The sequence below is a fragment of the Streptomyces sp. NPDC036822 genome (genome assembly GCF_055609145.1).
Genome location: NZ_JBVJPY010000003.1, coordinates 86,134 through 103,294, shown reverse-complemented (window position 1 = coordinate 103,294; position 17,161 = coordinate 86,134). Strand labels below are relative to the sequence as shown.

The following is a 17,161-nucleotide window of genomic DNA, read 5'->3' as shown; positions in this document are numbered from 1 at the left end:
GTCTCTCGTACGCGCGGCCGTGGCGAGGTCCGGATCTTTGTGGTTTCCGCCAATACGACGGTTCGTCAGGACACGGAGAGACTGCCAGGAGGCGGTCGCGGCGTACCCAGGGGCAAGGGGGCCGGGCCGGGAGTCGACGACGTACAGGGGAGGACGGCACGATGGCCGTGCAGCTTTACGACGAGATCGGTGAGGCGTTCGAGGGCTTCAAGGCCCTGCCGCTGGCGCGGTACGGAGAGGTTCCCACCTTCCTGGGCATGGTCGGTGACGTGCGGGGCAAGTCGGTCCTCGACCTGGCCTCCGGTACGGGCTTCTACAGCAGGGAGTTCAAGAGGCGTGGCGCTGCGGAGGTCTTCGGCGTCGACATCTCGACCGAAATGGTCGCCGTGGCGCGGGCGTTCGAGGAACGCGAGCCGCTGGGAGTGCGCTACGAAGTCGGTGACGTGGCCGAACTGCCTCCCCTGGAGCGGCGCTTCGACCTCGCCGCGGGAGTCCAGCTGCTCCACTACGCGCCGGACGTGGCGGCCATGGAGCGGATGTGCCGGAACGTGCGCCGGAGCCTGAAGCCCGGTGGCGAGTTCTTCGTGCTCGCCCAGAACCCCGACTACCGCTTCGACGGGCCGTCCCTGGCGAAGTACGGCTTCCTCTGCGAGCCGACCGGCGAGGAGATCGAGACCGGGCCGCGGGTGAGGATCACGGCGCTGCTCGATCCGCCGATCTCCTTCGTGGGGACCAATCCGCCCCGCGAGGTCTACGAGAGGTGTCTGCGGGCGGCCGGATTCGGCGAGCCGACCTGGGCGCCCGTGGAGGTGTCCGAGGCCGGCGTGCGCGCGTTCGGCGCGGACTTCTGGGCGGACCTCCGCGCCAATCCCCCGCTGGAGATGCTGCGCTGCCGCGCCTGAGGAACTGCCGCCCCCTGAGGGCCTGACGGCCGGGGGCCGGGTGGTGGGGCCGCGGGCCCGGAGAGGCGATGCCTCCCCGGGCCAGGGACCCGGCTGCGGCCGGAGCTCGGCCGGCCCCGTGACCGGCTGGGTCCGGAGCGCGGCCGGGTCACTGGCCCGGTTCCGGGTCGCCCCGGGCCGGGCCGCCGGCGGTCCTACTCGGTGACCTCGTGGTCGTGACCGTCGTGAAGGCCGCCACCACTGCCCGCGTCGCCGTCCGTCGGGGTGGAGACGACCGGCTTGCGCAGGGAGCTGATGTCGTGGGCGTAGGTGCCCACGGCGTTGGCGATCACGTCGATGTTGACGTCGAAGGCCGTCATGTTGATGTTCGACAGGTCGTCGCCGGCGGCGTGGTAGTTCACGTCGTACGCGACACCCGCCGTCCCGCCGAACTTCGCCGCCTGCGCCGCCGTCTTGATGCCCTCGGCGCCGGTGAACGTACCGCCGGACGGGATGCCGACCTCGATGAACGGGCCGTAGTCCGAGCGGCCGGTGAAGTCGGTGCCCTCGTGCGGCTTGCCCTGCTTGTCGAGGAAGGCGTTGATGTCGCGCTCGAGCTGCGCGGAGCCCTGCGGGCCCGCGCCCGAGCCGACGCCGTCCGAGTTGTCGCCGTCGTAGACGAACAGGCCGTAGTTCGGCGACGCGATCATGTCGAAGTTGAGGTAGAGCTTGACTTCCTTCTTGTCCAGCTCGCTCATGTTCGCGACGTAGTGCTCGGAGCCGAGCAGACCGTTCTCCTCGGCCGACCACCAGGCGAAGCGGACCTTGTTGCGGACCTTGTCCTTCGACTCGGCCAGTTCCAGGGCCGCCTGGAGCAGCCCGGCGGAGCCGGAGCCGTTGTCGTTGATGCCGGGGCCGGCCGTCACCGAGTCGAGGTGCGCGCCGAGCATCACGGTGTTGGCGGCGTTGCCGCGCTTCGTCTCCGCGATGACGTTGTTCGTCGTGCGCTTCTCCTGGAGCTGGCGGATCTCGAAGGAGAGGGTGACCGGGCCCTTGGCCAGGTCGGCGACGAGTTTGGCGCCCTCCGCCTGGGTGATGCCACCGGTCGGGATCTTGCCGGCCGCCGGGTCGCCGAGGGTGCCGGAGAGCACGCCCTCGGCGTTGTTGTAGACGATCGCGCCCGCGGCTCCCGCCGCGGCCGCGTTCTCCTGCTTGACGGCGAAGGCGCAGCCGCCGCGCTGGATGAGCGCCACCTTGCCGGTGAACGTGCCGGAGGCGAAGTCGCCCGGCTCGCATCCGGTGGTGCCGTCGGCGTCGACCGGGACGGCGGCCAGCTCGGCCTTGATGCCGCCGACCGGCGTCGACTTGGTGTAGGTCATCGCCTTGATGTCGAACGCGCGCGGGGCGGGCGACACGACGGAGGCCTTCTCGGCCAGCGTCTCGGTGTAGATGAAGTCGAACTTCTGGTACGAGACGTTGTAGCCGGCCTTCTTGAGCTGCTGGTACACGTACGCCGCGGAGGCGTCGTGTCCGAGCGAGCCGGCCGCGCGGTGGCCGCCGGTCGAGTCGGCTATGGCCTGGAACTTCTGGAGGTGCTTGTAGGCGCCCGAGGCGGATGTCTCACGGACGAGCTTCTTCGCCAGCTTCGCGGCGTCCCTGGCGGGTGCGGCCCCCGGGTCGGCGGTGGCGGTGGCGGGGGAAGCGGCGGCCAGCAGGAGCGGGGTCGCGAGTGCGGCTGCGGCCAGAGTGGCCGCGGCTCTGCGATGGGATGCGTTCACAGAGGTCCTTCCCGGTGCGAACGAGGTTGAGGGGAAGTTAGCGATCTCTGGTGCTCTCTGTGAACAGCTTGGGCGCAATTCATGTCACATTCCGCAGGATTGACATCCGGAATCATCAATTCCCCGTGCTCTTCGCGGCCTTTGCGGTCTTAGCGGCGGCTTTCGCCTCCTGCTTGAAGGCGCGGACCTTCGCGAGCGACTCCGGCCCCGTGATGTCGGCGGCCGACCGGTACGAACCCTCGTCGCCGTAGGACCCGGCGGCCTCCCGCCAGCCGCTCGGCCGCACGCCGTACTGCTTGCCGAGCAGGGCGAGGAAGATCTGCGCCTTCTGCACCCCGAAGCCCGGCAGCGCCTTCAGCCGGTCCAGCAGCTCCTTCCCGGTGCCCGCGTCCGACCAGACGGCCTCGGCGTCACCGCCGTACTCGTCCACCAGGAACGCGCACAGCTGCTGGATCCGCTTTGCCATCGACCCTGGATAGCGGTGCACGGCGGGTTTGTCGGAGAGGAGCGCGGCGAACGCCTCGGGGTCGTACGCCGCGATCTCCCCGGCGTCGAGATCGTCACGGCCCAGGCGCCGCGCGATGGTGTACGGACCGGAGAACGCCCACTCCATGGGCACCTGCTGGTCGAGCAGCATGCCCACGAGCGCGGCGAGCGGGGAGCGGCCGAGGAGCTCGTCTGCCTCGGTCTGCTGGGCGAGGTGGATCTGGGTACTCATACCTCGATGATCGCGCGACGCACTGCCGGGCGCGCGGCCTGTGGACGGCGCTTCACCCGTCCGCGAAGCGCTCCAGCGCGGCCGGGACGCGCTCGCGGGCGCCGTCGCCGCCCAGGTGGCCCGCGCTCTCGACGCCCGGCAGTTCGGCGTCCGGCCAGGAGCGGCCCAGCTCCCAGGCCGTGGTCAGGGGCCCGGCCTGGTCCAGCCGGCCGTGGATCAGCTCGGCCGTGGATCAGCCCGCCCGGGATCCCCGCGAGCCGGTGGGCGCCGCGGATCAGCACGCCCTCCTCCGGCAACGCGCCGTGCGCGAAGCGGTGCGCACAGATACGGACGGAACCGAGCCGGGCGTCGCCGACCCGGTCGGTGTACGGAGTGCCCCTGCCCTCCGCGGACAGCACCACCTTTCCGGACACCCCTAGTCGGCGCGCGGCTCCGGCGCCGTGAGGGTGAGCACCTCGGCTATCCCCGCCTTGAGTTCGTCGGCGGTAAGCCCCCGTTCCACCGACAGGTGGTGCATCAGGCTCGGCGAGAACGGCGCGAGCAGCAGGTGGGCGAGGAGCGAGCTGTTCGCCTCCGGCCTGACCCTGGAGACCAGCAGGGCGACGTGGGTGTGCATCGCCAGGTACGCGCCGCTGGTGTAGCGGGCGCTGGGCGCGGCGGCCTGGGCGGCGAGGAGGAGTTCGCGCTGCTCGATGACCCGGTCGACGAGCGCGTCGAGGAACGCGGTGAGCCGTTCGGCGGCCGGCGCTCCGGGGCCGAGCGGCGCAGGGCCGCTCATGTACGCCTCCTGGAACTGCCGTTCCCGGTCGTCGAGGAGCGCCCAGAGCAGCTGGGCCACGTCGCCGAAGCGGCGGTAGACCGTGCCGACGCCGATCCCGCTGGCGTGGGCGACCTGGTTCATGGTGACGGCCTCGGGACCGACCTCGGCGACGATCCGGGCGGCGGCGTCGAGGATCTTGCGCCGGTTGCGGGCCGCGTCGGCGCGCTCGGGTGCGGGCTGGTCGGCGGTACGGAGGAGGGTGAGCGCCGCCGGGGGCCGGGGGGTGAGCGCGATGGGCGCCGGGCCGCTCTCCTCGGACGGGGCCGGGGGCGATGCCTCCGCTTCCGCCCGTGCGTCCCGCGGTTTCTTCTGCGGTGTCTTCGCGCTCATCGCCGTACGCCTGCCCTTCGTCCTGTCGTGCCCCCTCGTTCCGTCCGTGACACGAGCATAACGGAGCGCTATCCGGTTGACCCGGGTCTCCGCTTGCGAAGTGGATGGCTATCCGTTTAGGCTCGGGGCGTTGAATCGGAAAAGAATCCGGTTGAGAGATATCCGGTTGAGGGATCGAGGGGCTCGCCATGTCCGTCAAGGTTGCTGTCATCTACTACTCGGCCACGGGGAACGTCCACACGCTCGCCCAGGCCGTCGCCGAAGGCGCCGAGAAGGCCGGCGCGGAGGTCCGTCTGCGGCGCGTGCCCGAGCTCGCCCCGGACGCCGCCATCGACGCCAACCCGGCCTGGCGCGCCCACGTCGACGCCACCGGTGACGTCGAGGTCGCCACGCTCGACGACCTGGAGTGGGCGGACGCGTACGCGCTCGGTTCGCCGACCCGGTTCGGCAACGTCGCGGCGCAGCTGAAGCAGTACATCGACACCAGCGGCGGTCTGTGGCAGCGGGGCGTCATGGCCGACAAGGCGGCCACCGCCTTCACCAGCGCCCACAACGTGCACGGCGGCAACGAGTCGACGCTGCTCGCGCTCTACAACACCTTCCACCACTGGGGCTCGGTCATCGTCTCGCCCGGCTTCACCGACCCGTCGGTCTACGCGGGCGGTGGCAACCCCTACGGCACCGCGCACCCCGGCGCCAACGGCGCCCCGGAGGAGAACGTCCTCCAGGCGGCCCGCTACCAGGGCACCCGGCTCACGACGATCGCCAAGCGCCTGAAGGGCCTGGCGACCGACTGAGTGAGGGCGACCGGCTGACCTACGGCGGCCCGCCGGCCGAACGGCGGGCGGGTGGCCGACGGCGACAGCCGCGCAGGGGACGAGACGGGCGGTCCGCGGGCTCATTCGGCCAGGCGGGCCGCCTTCGTTCGCAGGTAGTGGCGCTCCGGGCCGCTGAGGGTGTGACGGGCCGCCGACTGGTAGGCGGCCCGGGCGGCCTCGGTGTCGCCCGCGCGTTCCAGAAGGTGGGCGCGGACCGCCTCCAGACGGTGGTGGCCCCGCAGCCGGGGCTCGAGGGCGGCGAGCTCGCACAGGCCGGCCCGGGGGCCGTGGACCATGGCGAAGGCGACCGTGCGGCCGAGTTCGGCCATCGGGTCCGGCGCTCCGGCGACGAGGACGTCGTACAGCGCCAGGATCTGCGGCCAGTCCGTGTCCTGCGCGCGAGGCGCCTCGTCGTGGAGGGCCGCGATGGCCGCCTGGAGCTGGTACGGCCCCGGCGGGCCCTCGGCGAAGGCCTCCTCGACCAGGGCCGTGCCCTCGGCGATCGCGGCGGCGTCCCAGAGCGTCCGGTCCTGTTCGTCGAGCGGGACCAGCTCGCCGTGCGGCCCCGTCCGCGCCGCGCTGCGGGCCTCCGTGAGCAGCATCAGCGCCAGCAGACCGGTCACCGCGCCCTCGCGCGGCAGCAGGCGGCGCACCTCCCGGGTCAGCCGGATCGCCTCGCCCGCCAGGTCGGCGCGGTGGAGCGCCGGGCCCGAGGTGGCGGTGTACCCCTCGTTGAAGATCAGGTACAGGACGTGGAGGACGGCCGGCAGCCGGGCGTCCCGGTCGCCCGGCCGAGCGGGGCCGGACGGCGACGCGTCGCGGCCGGACGGCGACGCGTCGGGTCCAGCCGACCGGGCGGGGCCGGACGGCGACGCGCCGGGGCCGGGCTCCGGAGGCGGCGAGAAGGGGCGGTCCTTCAGCTTCCGCTTCGCCCGGCTGATCCGCTGGGCGATCGTCGCCTCCGGTACGAGATGGGCCCGGGCGATCTCGGCGGTGGTGAGGCCCCCCACCGCGCGCAGCGTCAGCGCCACCCGGGCGGCGGGGTTGAGCGCCGGATCGCAGCAGAGGAAGAGCAGCGTCAGCGTGTCGTCGTCGGACGGCGCCGCCCGGACCTCGCGCGGCTCCAGGCGCACCGCCGTCTCCTCGCGCCGGGCGCGTGCCTCGTCCGCCCGCAGCTGGTCGGTCAGCCGCCGCGCCGCCACCCGGATCAGCCAGCCCCGCGGGTTGGCGGGCGTCCCCGTCTCCGGCCACTGCCGGGCGGCGGCCAGCAGGGCCTCCTGGACGGCGTCCTCGGCGGCGTCGAAGTGTCCGTACCGCCGCACGAGCGCGCCGAGGACCTGCGGCGCGTGCCGGCGCAGCAGGTCCTCGATTCGGGACTCCTCCACGGTCAGACGTCGCCCCCGCCGCGCTCGTCGATCGGCCGGATCACCACCGGAGACTCCTTCGAACCGGCGGGCACCGGACACTGCGCCACCCGCGCCGCGATCTCCGTGACGCGCTCCAGGCTCTCGCAGTCGAGCACCCAGTAGCCGGCGAGCAGCTCCTTCGTCTCCGGGTAGGGCCCGTCCGTGACCACCGGCCGGCCGTCCTGGTCGGCGGTGACGAACCGGGTCTGCGCCGGCTCGACGAGCCCCTGCGCGTCGACCATCTCACCGGACTCGGAGAGGTCGTCGCTGATCGAGTTCATGTAGGCGAACATCGCCCGCAGGTCCTGCTCGGTCCAGGCCGGGCTGCCGGGCGAGCCCTTGCCGTTCATGGCGTCGTAGTCCGCCTGCGAGCCCTGCACCATGACGAGGTACTTCATGACGTGCTCCTCGTATCGTCTTCCTCGGCTGTCTGCCTTTCACAGGGGACGTCGGAGCCGGGTCGCGTTTCTCGACACCGCGCGGGAGCGGATCCGCATTCTGCCGGGATTCCACCCGCAGGAACCATGATTCCGGGGGTGAACGATTTCGGCTTCTCCGCCTCCTTCATCACCTTCTTCTCGGTCGTCGGCCCGCCGAAGGTGCTCCTGGCCTTCGCCGGCCTGGCCCAGCTCCACTCGCCCCGCCAGCTCCGGATGATCGCCCTGGTCGCGTCAGGTGCCGCCGTCCTCGTCGGACTGCTGACCGGCATCACCGCGCCGTGGCTGCTCGACCTCTTCCACATCAGCACCCCCGCCCTCCAACTCGCGGGCGGCGCCATCTTCTTCCTCTACGCCGTCGGCCTCGTCCTCGGCCTCCACTTCGGCTCGGACGGCCCGCACCAGGACGCGCCCGACCTGGTCAGCGGGGTCCGCGAGCTGCTCATGCCGTACGTCGTGAGCCCTCTGGCGATGACGGCGGTACTGATCGAGGCGGCGGCCCGCGACTCCTGGACCTGGCGCTCGACGGTCGTCGGCTCCTACGTCTGCGTCATCGTGCTCGACCTCGTCTGCGTCCTGCTCCTGACCCGCCTCCTGCGCCGCACCCACCACGCCACCATCGAACTCCTCGGCCGTCTCCTCGGCCTGCTGCTCGCGGCGGTCGGCGTGGACCTGGTCCTCGACGGCCTCGCGGAGCTGGGAGTGGAGGGCCTGGACCGCGAAGGACACTAGGTCGTGTCCGAAGGCTCGCCTGCGGGGCCGCGCGCTCAGGCTCCGGCCGACAACTCCCTTTCCAGCGGCGTACGGAAACGGGGGGTCACCCGGACGGCGCCGATCCGGGCCGCGAGTCCGGCCGCCTCCGCCGCGATCGCCGAACGGGCCTCCTCGCCCACGTCGTCGAGCAGCCGCCAGACGATCTCGCCGTCCGGGCGCTGGGCCCAGCCGCCGACGATCCGGCCGTCCCACCAGACCGTCGGGCCGATGTTCCCGCTGCGGTCGTAGAGGGCGGGCCGGTGCGCGGGATCCAGGAACCAGTCGCGCAACTGCCACCCCATGGCCGTCGGGTCGAGCGCGGGCAGCAGCGCGGCCCAGGGCTCCGGCGCCGGCACGGGAGCGGTGTCGCCCGGCAGGACGTGGCCGGTGCCCTCCGCCAGCTCCACGTCCCGCGCGCCGACCGCCGCGAGGGCCTTGCGGACGTCGGTGACCCTCCAGCCGGTCCACCACTTCAGATCGGCCTCGGTCGCCGGACCGTAGGCCGCGAGCCACTCCCGTACGAGTACGGCGTGCGCGTCGGCGTCCGACGGGTCGGCGCGCTCGGGGGCGAGGGCCCAGCGGAAGCGGCTGGAGGTCCAGGCGCCCTGCGGACGCCCGCGGGCGATCCGGCCCTCCATGCCGAGCACGCGCAGCAGCCGGCTGGAGAGCGGCTGCGGGCCCTCCTGCCGGGTGCCGACCCCGTACACGTACTGCACCCGCAAGCGGGGGACGGCCGCACCCAGCTCGGTGCCCGTCGCCTCGCCGCGCGCCTCCAGCTCGGCCAGCAGCAGGCGTTCGGTCTCCGCGAGCCACTCCGCGTCGTACGCGCTGCCCGCGGCCAGGTGCCTGAGGAGCGAGGCGCGCTCACGGGCGGCGACGTCGCGGGTGGTGGAGGCGTGCACGGCGGGGACGAGCGCGGTGGGGAAGACGAAGATCGTGTGACGCATGCCGTGCATCCGCGTCAGCGACCGGTCCTCGTACAGGGCCCGCTCAAGACCGGCGACGGCATCCTCCCGACCGCCGCCGGCGCGTGAACCCTCCCCGCCGTCGGCGCCGCCTGCCAGCCGGGCCCCCACCGCGAGGAACACCGTCGCCGGGTCCGTGGCGTGCAGGGCCACCAGCGACCCGGCCACCTCCTCGACGGTGTCCGCCTTCGCCTCGCCCGCCAGCCGGTGCCGCACGGCGAGCCGCGCCCGCCGCTCGGCCGCGTCGATCCGCCGCGCGCCCTGCTTCGTGCTCCCCATGCCGGTAAGCATGGAGGAAGGGTCTGACAACCGACACCGGACGGCGTCCCGCCGACCGGTTCCGCCCGGTGAGGGGCGGGGGCCGGTCGAGGCGGCAGGCGGTGAGGGGACGGAAGTGCCGAGGGGACGGGCCGGTCGAGGGGCGGGCCCGTGGGGGAGCGGGCGGCCCGTCTCACCCCGCCGCGCGGTCCCCCACCGGCCGGCGCCGCAGCGACGCGTCCGTCAGGGCGGGCGGCCGCCAGACCCCGTCCGGCTGGTAGAGGTTCGTCCCCGGCGGGACGATCGCGTCGACGCGGTCGAGGACGTCGTCGTCGAGGACGAGCGGGGCCCCCTTGAGCAGGCCCTCCAGCTGGTCCATCGTCCGGGGACCGATGATCACGGAGGTGACGGCCGGGTGCGCGGCCGCGAAGGCGATCGCCAGCTCCGGCAGTGAGCAGCCGGTCTCCTCCGCGAGGGCGACCAGCCGCTCCACCGCGTCCAGCTTGGCATCGTTCCCGGGGATCGCCGGATCGAAGCGGTGCGGCGTGAGCGCGGCCCGCCCGCTGGTCAGATCGACCGGCCGCCCCTTGCGGTAGCGGCCGTTGAGGAAGCCGGACGCCAGCGGACTCCAGGTCATCACGCCCATCCCGTACCGCTGGGCCACCGGCAGCACCGACGCCTCGACACCCCGCGCGAGCAGCGAGTACGGCGGCTGCTCGGTGCGGAAGCGGCGCAGGCCGCGCCGTTCGGCGACGTGGTGCGCCTCGGCGATCTCCTCGGCGGGGAACGTGGAGCAGCCGAACGCCCGGATCTTGCCCTGGGAGACGAGGTCGCCGAGGACCCCGAGGGTCTCCTCGATGTCCGTACGGTGGTCGGGCCGGTGCACCTGGTAGAGGTCGATCCACTCCGTGCCGAGCCGCCGCAGGCTCTCCTCGACGGCCCGGGTGATCCAGCGGCGGGAGTTGCCGCTCCGCCCGCGCGCCTCGCCCATCGGGAAGTGCACCTTCGTCGCGAGGACGACGTCGTCCCGCCGCCCGGGGTCGCGGAGCGCCTTGCCGACGATCGTCTCGGACTCGCCGGCGGAGTACATGTCGGCGGTGTCCACGAAGTTGACGCCCTGGTCGAGGGCGGCATGGATGATCCGTACGCAGTCGTCGTGGTCCGGATTGCCGACGGCTCCGAACATCATGGTGCCGAGGCAGTACGTGCTGACGTCGATCCCGGTCCCGCCGAGTATCCGATAACGCATGCGCGCACCCTACGAATTGGAGTGCGCTCCAAGGCAAGGGCCGAGGAAGTCCGCCAGCAGACGATGGAGGACGTCCGGTCGTTCCAGGTGCAGGTCGTGTCCGGTGCCGGGGACGCTCACGGTCCGGGTGCCGGGCCGCAGCCGGGTCATCGTGTCGAACTCGTCGGCCGGGACGATGCCGCTCCGGGCGAGGACCGCGAGGGTGGGGCAGTCGACGGCCCGCCACTCGTCCCAGAAGGAGCGGGTGGTGTTCTCGGCAAGGGAACGCACCATGACGCCCGGATCGAATCTCGGCCACAGGCCGCCGTCGTCCCTTTCCTCCAGCCCGTCCGCCCATCCCTCGCCGACCGGGCCGCCGCCGAGGAACCGTACGGCCGCGTCCCGGGAGGGGAACGGGACCGGCCACGCGTCGAGCCATCCGCCGATCTCGTCGGCGACGCCGGGATTCGGCCCGCCGGGGCCGGCTTCGACCAGGACGAGGCCGCTCAGCCGGCCGGGGTGGGCGGCGGCGGTGAGCAGGGCGGTGTGGCCGCCGAGGGACTGGCCGACGAGGACGGGCCGGTGGAGGCCGAGGTGATCGAGCACGGCGACGGTGTCGGCGACGTACGCGGCCCGCGAGGTGTCCTGCGGGAGCCGCTCGCTGAGGCCGTGTCCCCGCTGGTCGACGGCGACGACCCGGTGCCCGTCGGCGTGCAGCAGGCGGGCGAGGGTGTCCCACTCGCCGGCGTGCCCGGCGAGCCCGTGCAGCAGGACGACGGCTTCCCGTGAGCCCCCGCCACCGTGGCCCGCGGGCAGGCCCCAGTCGCGGCAGGAGAGCCGCACACCGTCGCGGACGACCGTCCGCGCGGACCAGGCGGGGTTCGTGGCGCCCGTGTGCGGCGACGCGGGCCGGGCCGGGTCGATGGCACTTGTGCGCGCGGACCGGGCCTGTTCCCCGGCCGGATTCATGACGTGATCCCCGGCGTGCATCCCGGTCTGATCCCCGGCCTGCTTCCCGGTCTGATCCCCGGCCTGATCCCCGGCCTCTCTCATACGGACTCTCCCGTGGGAGTGAGCAGGGCGTCCGCCACGGCGGTACGGGCGTACAGCACGGACCGGCCGCTGCGGTGGGCGGTGACGAGCCCGGCGTCGCGCAGGGCGGTGAGGTGCTGGGAGACACCGGCCGCCGACAGGCCGGAGTGGGCGGCGAGCTGGGTGGTCGACGCGGGCGTGTCGAGTTCGGTGAGGAGGAGCGTACGAGAGCGGCCGAGGACGGCGGCGACGGCGTCGGTGGCGGCGGCGGGGCGCGGTTCCCAGAGGGTGCCGATGCCCCGTGCGGGATAGGCGAGTTGGGGCGGTTCGGGAGCGACCGTACGAGTCAGGACGCGCGGCCAGGCGAACACGGAGGGGATGAGCAGCAGCCCGGAGCCCGTTTCGTCGCGGGAGAGCGCGCAGTGGCGCCGGACCAGGCGCAGGGTGCCGTCGTCCCACCGCACGGTCTCGTGGAGTTCGCTCAGGACGCGCGCGGAACCGTGCTCGGCGACCTGCCGGGCGCGGTGGAAGACATCGGCTTCGAGGAGCCGGCGGATGCGGGCCCAGTAGGGGGCGAGGGCCAGTTCCCAGTAAATCTCGATCTCGGCGGCGACCTTCACCAGGGCCGTCTCGGGCGCTTCGTGGAGCAGCCGGAGGCGGGGGGAGGGCCGGTGGCCGGCGGGGCGCTCGGTGCCGAGCGCGGCGAGGTCGCCGCGTACGCGCGCGGGCGGGGTCCGGCGGATCGCGTCGAGTTCGTCGGCGAGGGCGGGGAAGGGGCCGGTGGGCGTGGGGTTGAGGAAGTCGGCGAGGTAACCGCGGGCGGGCACCAGCTCGGCGAGCCACCCCCGGTCCAGCCCGGCCCTGGCGAGCCGGGGCCGTACCTGCGCCGCCCAGCGCCGGTGCGGCGGCGGCACGGCCTCCTCGCGGAGCAGCCGGAAACCGGTGACGACCTCCCACATGGGGGAGACGGCGAACCGGGTCTGCGCCAGGTCCGCGGCCGAGAAGCTGAGTCCCGACTCCATGTGATGTCCCGTTCCCCGTCCGTCCGTCCGTCCGCCACATCGCCCTCGGAACCGGGCATTGATTCGGTCTGAGCTTAATCAATGGATCGGCGGGGTCGGCGGGGCGCACCCTCCTCGCATGCGCTCCCCCTTTCGCGGTCTTCCGTCCACCGTCTGGACCCTCTTCGCCGGCACGATCGTCAACCGGCTCGGCCATCTGGTCACCCCGTTCCTCGTCTTCCTCCTCGCCGCGCGAGGGGTCACGGGAACCGACACCTCGTACGTCCTCGGCGCGCTCGGCGCGGGCAACCTCCTCGGCCCGGCGCTCGGCGGCGTCCTCGCCGACCGGATCGGCCGGCGCCCGACGATGCTCATCGGCCTGCTCGGCGCGGCGGCGGCACAGGGCGCGCTGTTCCTGGCACCCGGCGTCTGGACGATGGCGGCCGCCGCGCTCCTGGTCAGCGCGGCGGGTGCGCTGGTGGGGCCGGCCGCGTACGCGCTCATGGCCGACGCGGTCGACGCGGAGCGCCGGCAGCGCGCGTACGCCCTGTTCGGCTGGGGCGTGAACATCGGTACGGCGGCGGCGGGCGTCCTCGGCGGCTTCCTGGCGGCGCGGGGGTACTGGCTGCTCTTCGCGGTCGACATCACGACGATGCTGATCTACGCGGCGGTGGTCGCGACGCGCCTGCCCGAGCCGCCGAGGCGGAAGGGCACCGGGGCGGATGTCCGCCGTGAGGGCACCGGCTACGGAGTGGTGCTCCGGGACAGGCTGGCCCTGCTGCTCCTGCCCCTCTTCGGTGTCCAGCTGTTCGTGTACTCCCTCACCGAGGTCGCCCTGCCACTGGCGATCCACGACAGCGGGCTCTCCCCTGCGGTGTACGGGGTGATGGCGGCGGTCAACGCGGTGCTCGTGGTCGTCCTGCAGCCGTTCGCGACCGCGCGGCTGGCCGGGCTGCCCCAGCTGCCGGTGCAGTGCGCGGGCAGCGCCCTGATCGCCGTCGGCGTGGCCCTGACCGGCGCTGCGGACGGGGTCGTGGCCTACACGGTCTCGGTGGTCGTCTGGTCCCTCGGCGAGGTCTGCGTCGCGGGCATCGCGGCGGCCGTCGTCGCCAACCTCGCCCCGGCCCACGCCCGCGGCCGCTACCAGGGCGCCTTCGGCTGGACCTGGGGCGTCGCCCGCTTCGCCGCCCTCACCCTGGGAGTCACCCTCTACACCGCCGTGGGCCCGGCCGCCCTCTGGTGGACGGCCCTGACCGCCGGCCTCCTCTCGGCGGCCGCGACGCTCACCCTCACGCGCCGCGTCGCCCACCGCACGGCCCACGCCCTGGCGGCGTGAGGACCCGTCACTCGGCGAGGGTGTGGGCGACCAGGGCGTTGGCGTGGCCGTGACCGAGGCCGTGCTCGGTCTTGAGCCAGGAGACGAGCTCCATGTGCTTGGTCAGGGGCGAGGCACGGATGAGCTCCTTCCACTCCTCGACCGGGCGCCCGTACTTCTTCTCGATGGAGGGGAAGTAGCTGGCGGGTCCCTTGACGGGCTGGGTCATGGTCGGCACCTCTCGGCTCGTGAGTCTCGCGTCGCGCTTGCTCTTCTACGAAGTTGACCGGACCCGCCGGCGGAACTCATCGGTTCAGTCGCGCCGAATGTGCTCCGGATCGACATGCCGCCGCACGAGCGGCAACGACGCGACCCCGGCGGCGACCAGCACCCCCAGCGTGCAGGCCAGGAGCAACGGCAGCCCACTCCAGTCCCAGTGCACGGCCCCACCCCCGGTGATCAGATAACTCGACTCGGCCAGCCACCCGGTGACCACGGCGGCCCCCAACCCGACCCCCAACGGCACCAGAACCTGCACACACTGCGCCGCCCGCAACGTCCCGGCCCGAGCCCCGAGCAACACGAGAGCGGTGACCTGACTCCGCCGCTCCATGGCCCGATCGGCGACGGACACGACGAAGGCGGCGACGCTGATGACGAGCCCGAGGACCATACCGGCGGCGAGGAGGCTGCGGATGACGGTGAGTTGCTGGAGGGCTTCGATGTGGATGCCGACGGGTTGGACTTTGGCGGTGGGTGCGATGGCCCCGATGCCGTCAAGGACATTGCGGACGGTTTCGGGGTCAGAGCTGCTGAGGAGGTTGAGATCGCTGTCCGCCAGTAGGGTTCCGGGTGGGAGATGGGAGGGCGGAACAAGTACGTCTGGACTGATACCGGCCAGCTCGTAATTATGGACGACTGCGGCCTGCTTCGGAACCGTGACTGTGAAATTCTTGCCATTGTCCAGCAGGAAAGGATAGGAAAGGAGCGGCTGCGAATTCTGTTCTTTCGAGAGGTTCGCGTGGCTCAGCCTGAGAACTTTGCCGTCGACGCAGTCGGATACCGATCTCGTGAAACTTGCATACTGGGCGCAGCTACCGACGGCTGCGTAGATCGTTGGCCCAAATGCGTCGCTGTCAGGCGTCCAGGATCGCGTAACGACGGCATGGCTCCGAACCCCCTTCACCCTCACCATTCTTTCGCGCTGCTGAGGGGAGAGTTCGGCCAGAGGAAGGCGATAGGTTTGGACGGGCGAGGTGTTACGACTCACTTGACTGAGTTCGACGAGTACGCCCTGCGTGAGCGACGTCGCGTAGACCAGCAGGACAAGGCCAGTCACGACTCGCAGGGAGCTTCCCGGCTCAACCTCCATCCGGCGCATTGCGAGAGCCAACGGAAGCGAACGGGCGGAGCGAGCCAGACGGCGAGCCAGCCAGGAGGTTACAGGAGCGAGTCCGAATACCAGGCCAGCTCCCGTCAGGAGAACGGCACCGGGTACGAGGAGCGAGTTCGCTGACCCTCCGGAGGGATCCTTGCCAAGGATGCTGAGGACGCAGTACCCACCGATGACTCCGAGGCCTGGAACAAGGAGCAAGGTGCCGTACTTATTGGGTGGTCTGTGCACAGCGCTGCGGCGAACGTTGAGTGGGGTGAGAGCTGCCTGGCGGGCGTGGTGCCGTCCGACGAACCAGGCGAGGGTGGGGCAGCCCATCAAACAAACGGAGATCGTTGAGACAGTCGGGTGTCCGTCGGACGGATACCAGTGGAGACCGGGCAGCCCTATCCGAGCCATGATCTCGTTGACCGCGAAGTAGCCGCCCACCCCCATGAGCGCCCCGAGGAAGGCTGCTGCGACGGTCTCTGAGGCATTGACTCGAAGGGTGTTCTTGATGCTCAACCCGACGAGGCGGAGCGAGGCCAGCCTGCGCGCCCGTGACTCGGCGGAGAGACGTGCACAGACAGAGAGAAACACGGCCAGGGGCAGCAGTACGACGCAGGCGAGCGTGAACCGCAAGATGTCGAGGGTGGACTCTTCTACCGCGTTGAATCTTGGGTACCGGCCACCAAAGTGATGCAGTGGACTGGCGCCCCTCAGCTGGTCTGCGGTGGTGCCGATGTAGGCGTAAAGCTCGTCGGGGCCGGTGAGTCCCTCCGGCCCGATGGTTCCCGTCACCCGACCGGGCAGCAGCCCCGCCAGATTGGGGTGTTCCGTCAAGACCTTCTGCAGACGGGGGGAGACCACCACCTCGCCGGCAGCCGGGAGTCGGCTTACACCTGGTGGAACCGGGGTCGAGGTAGAGATCGGCCCGGCGAGGAAGACGCGGCGCAGGCGCTGTGCTCCATAGGCGTCCTCGTGGCTGAGGTAGACAAGGCCGGTGTCAGGGCTTCTGCCGTCCATCTCAGCTGGCTGCGGCTCGCGAGTGATGGTTCGCGCGTCGTGCGCTGCGAGAATCGCGGGGATCGTGAGGACGGCGGCAAGGCAGGCCACCCCCAGGGAGCAGCCGAATGCCATGAGAGCGAAGCGAGCACGCCCCTTGCGACCGCCGCCCCACAAGAGGCGCAGCCCCAAGAGGAACGGGTTCATGAGGCTCCCTCGCGTGCCAGAAGCCCGTCGGTCATCGTGTAACGCGTGTCGGCGTGCGAGGCGACGGCCGCGTCATGAGTGACGATCACCACGGCGGTCCCCTGATCGCGTGCAAGCCGCAGGAACTCCTGCAACACGGCTGCTGCGTTGCCGCTGTCCAATGCGCCCGTCGGTTCATCGGCGAAGACCACCGTCGGCCGGTGGACGAGCGCCCGCGCGACCGCCACACGCTGGCTCTGCCCACCGGACAGCTGCGAGGTACGACGCTGCAGCAGCTCGGTCATGCCGAGTCGCCCCAGGACCTCTCCGGCCGCCGCATGCGCTGGTGCCTTGCGTTGGCCGGCAAGCCGCAGTGGCAGGGCGGCGTTCTCCTCGGCGGTCAGCTCGGGAAGTAGTTCGCCGTACTGGAAGACAAAACCGAAGCGTTCCCGCCGCAGGGTGCTCAGCGCATCGTCGTCGAGCGTCGAAAAGGCGACACCGTCGAAGGAAACGCTGCCGCACGTCGGGGCGAGTACCCCTGCCAGGCAGTACAGCAGCGAGGATTTCCCTGACCCGCTGCTGCCCATGATGGCGGCCACCTCGCCCGATTGAAGAGCGAAGTCCACACCGCTGACGGCCTGGTGCGCTCCGTAGAAGAGATCCACGCCTTTGGCGCAGAGAATGGCGTCCATGGTGATGCGGTCTCCTTTGCGCACGGAGGCCGCCTCGGCGGCCTCCGTGCCCGGCGAATTAGCGGGTGTTTCGCTCGTAGTACACATGGTCCGAGCAGTTGTCAGGGCGCAGGGACCCTCGATCGCGACAGGCGCGAAGCCATGCTTGTCCCGTCTGCTGGACGGC

16 protein-coding genes are annotated in these 17,161 nt (G+C 71.8%); 4 read left to right on the top strand and 12 right to left on the bottom strand.

Going from position 1 to position 17,161, the window contains the following annotated elements:
* Positions 1-161: 161 nt before the first annotated feature.
* Positions 162-902 (top strand): class I SAM-dependent methyltransferase, encoded by a 741-nt coding sequence (locus ACZ68P_RS07985; RefSeq protein ID WP_471004069.1) that lies wholly within the window; start codon positions 162-164, stop codon positions 900-902.
* 194 nt (positions 903-1,096) lie between these two features.
* Here ACZ68P_RS07985 and ACZ68P_RS07980 read toward each other — a convergent pair whose 3' ends face one another.
* From ACZ68P_RS07980 to ACZ68P_RS07970, 3 genes are all read right to left on the bottom strand, one after another.
* Entirely contained in the window at positions 1,097-2,659 is a 1,563-nt protein-coding gene (locus tag ACZ68P_RS07980) for a M28 family metallopeptidase (protein ID WP_471004067.1), read from the bottom strand.
* Between the two features lie 115 nt (positions 2,660-2,774).
* Complete coding sequence (locus ACZ68P_RS07975) at positions 2,775-3,377, bottom strand: HhH-GPD-type base excision DNA repair protein (RefSeq protein WP_471004065.1); 603 nt, start codon at positions 3,375-3,377, stop codon at positions 2,775-2,777.
* Between the two features lie 415 nt (positions 3,378-3,792).
* Complete coding sequence (locus tag ACZ68P_RS07970; RefSeq protein WP_471004063.1) at positions 3,793-4,527, bottom strand: TetR/AcrR family transcriptional regulator; 735 nt, start codon at positions 4,525-4,527, stop codon at positions 3,793-3,795.
* Between the two features lie 188 nt (positions 4,528-4,715).
* On the opposite strand from ACZ68P_RS07970, the gene wrbA reads away from it, so the two are divergent.
* On the top strand, positions 4,716-5,324 hold the full coding sequence (gene wrbA / locus ACZ68P_RS07965) for an NAD(P)H:quinone oxidoreductase (RefSeq protein WP_471004061.1): 609 nt from the start codon (positions 4,716-4,718) through the stop codon (positions 5,322-5,324).
* Positions 5,325-5,425: 101 nt separating this feature from the next.
* Here wrbA and ACZ68P_RS07960 read toward each other — a convergent pair whose 3' ends face one another.
* Together ACZ68P_RS07960 and ACZ68P_RS07955 are read right to left on the bottom strand one after the other, a co-directional pair.
* Positions 5,426-6,736, bottom strand: a complete 1,311-nt coding sequence (locus ACZ68P_RS07960) for an RNA polymerase sigma factor (protein ID WP_471004879.1) — start codon at positions 6,734-6,736, stop codon at positions 5,426-5,428.
* Positions 6,733-7,149 (bottom strand): YciI family protein, encoded by a 417-nt coding sequence (locus tag ACZ68P_RS07955; RefSeq protein WP_365713509.1) that lies wholly within the window; start codon positions 7,147-7,149, stop codon positions 6,733-6,735. Before ACZ68P_RS07955 ends, ACZ68P_RS07960 begins: the two co-directional genes overlap by 4 nt.
* A 138-nt stretch (positions 7,150-7,287) precedes the next feature.
* On the opposite strand from ACZ68P_RS07955, the gene ACZ68P_RS07950 reads away from it, so the two are divergent.
* A complete protein-coding gene (locus tag ACZ68P_RS07950; protein WP_471004059.1) occupies positions 7,288-7,920 on the top strand; it encodes a MarC family protein in 633 nt (210 codons plus the stop codon).
* 35 nt (positions 7,921-7,955) lie between these two features.
* Here the strand turns inward: ACZ68P_RS07950 and ACZ68P_RS07945 are convergent, their stop codons facing one another.
* The 4 genes from ACZ68P_RS07945 to ACZ68P_RS07930 form a co-directional block, all read right to left on the bottom strand.
* Positions 7,956-9,185 carry a winged helix DNA-binding domain-containing protein gene (locus tag ACZ68P_RS07945; protein ID WP_471004057.1) on the bottom strand — a complete coding sequence of 410 codons (1,230 nt, stop codon included), beginning with the start codon at positions 9,183-9,185 and terminating at the stop codon, positions 7,956-7,958.
* A 172-nt stretch (positions 9,186-9,357) separates the two neighbouring features.
* A complete protein-coding gene (locus ACZ68P_RS07940; protein WP_471004055.1) occupies positions 9,358-10,413 on the bottom strand; it encodes an aldo/keto reductase in 1,056 nt (351 codons plus the stop codon).
* A 9-nt stretch (positions 10,414-10,422) separates the two neighbouring features.
* Positions 10,423-11,361, bottom strand: coding sequence for an alpha/beta fold hydrolase (locus ACZ68P_RS07935; RefSeq protein WP_471004053.1), 939 nt, complete (start codon positions 11,359-11,361; stop codon positions 10,423-10,425).
* A gap of 80 nt (positions 11,362-11,441) precedes the next feature.
* Positions 11,442-12,446 carry an ArsR/SmtB family transcription factor gene (locus tag ACZ68P_RS07930; protein WP_471004051.1) on the bottom strand — a complete coding sequence of 335 codons (1,005 nt, stop codon included), beginning with the start codon at positions 12,444-12,446 and terminating at the stop codon, positions 11,442-11,444.
* A gap of 118 nt (positions 12,447-12,564) precedes the next feature.
* On the opposite strand from ACZ68P_RS07930, the gene ACZ68P_RS07925 reads away from it, so the two are divergent.
* Positions 12,565-13,761 (top strand): MFS transporter, encoded by a 1,197-nt coding sequence (locus ACZ68P_RS07925; protein ID WP_471004049.1) that lies wholly within the window; start codon positions 12,565-12,567, stop codon positions 13,759-13,761.
* Positions 13,762-13,768: 7 nt separating this feature from the next.
* Here ACZ68P_RS07925 and ACZ68P_RS07920 read toward each other — a convergent pair whose 3' ends face one another.
* The 3 genes from ACZ68P_RS07920 to ACZ68P_RS07910 form a co-directional block, all read right to left on the bottom strand.
* Positions 13,769-13,969, bottom strand: coding sequence for a DUF4287 domain-containing protein (locus tag ACZ68P_RS07920; protein WP_471004047.1), 201 nt, complete (start codon positions 13,967-13,969; stop codon positions 13,769-13,771).
* A gap of 84 nt (positions 13,970-14,053) precedes the next feature.
* A complete protein-coding gene (locus ACZ68P_RS07915; RefSeq protein ID WP_471004045.1) occupies positions 14,054-16,324 on the bottom strand; it encodes an ABC transporter permease in 2,271 nt (756 codons plus the stop codon).
* The gene (locus ACZ68P_RS07910) at positions 16,321-16,995 is read right to left on the bottom strand and encodes an ABC transporter ATP-binding protein (protein ID WP_471004043.1); all 675 of its coding nucleotides are present in this window, start codon (positions 16,993-16,995) and stop codon (positions 16,321-16,323) included. The genes ACZ68P_RS07915 and ACZ68P_RS07910 overlap by 4 nt, the downstream gene beginning before the upstream one ends.
* Positions 16,996-17,161: the final 166 nt, after the last annotated feature.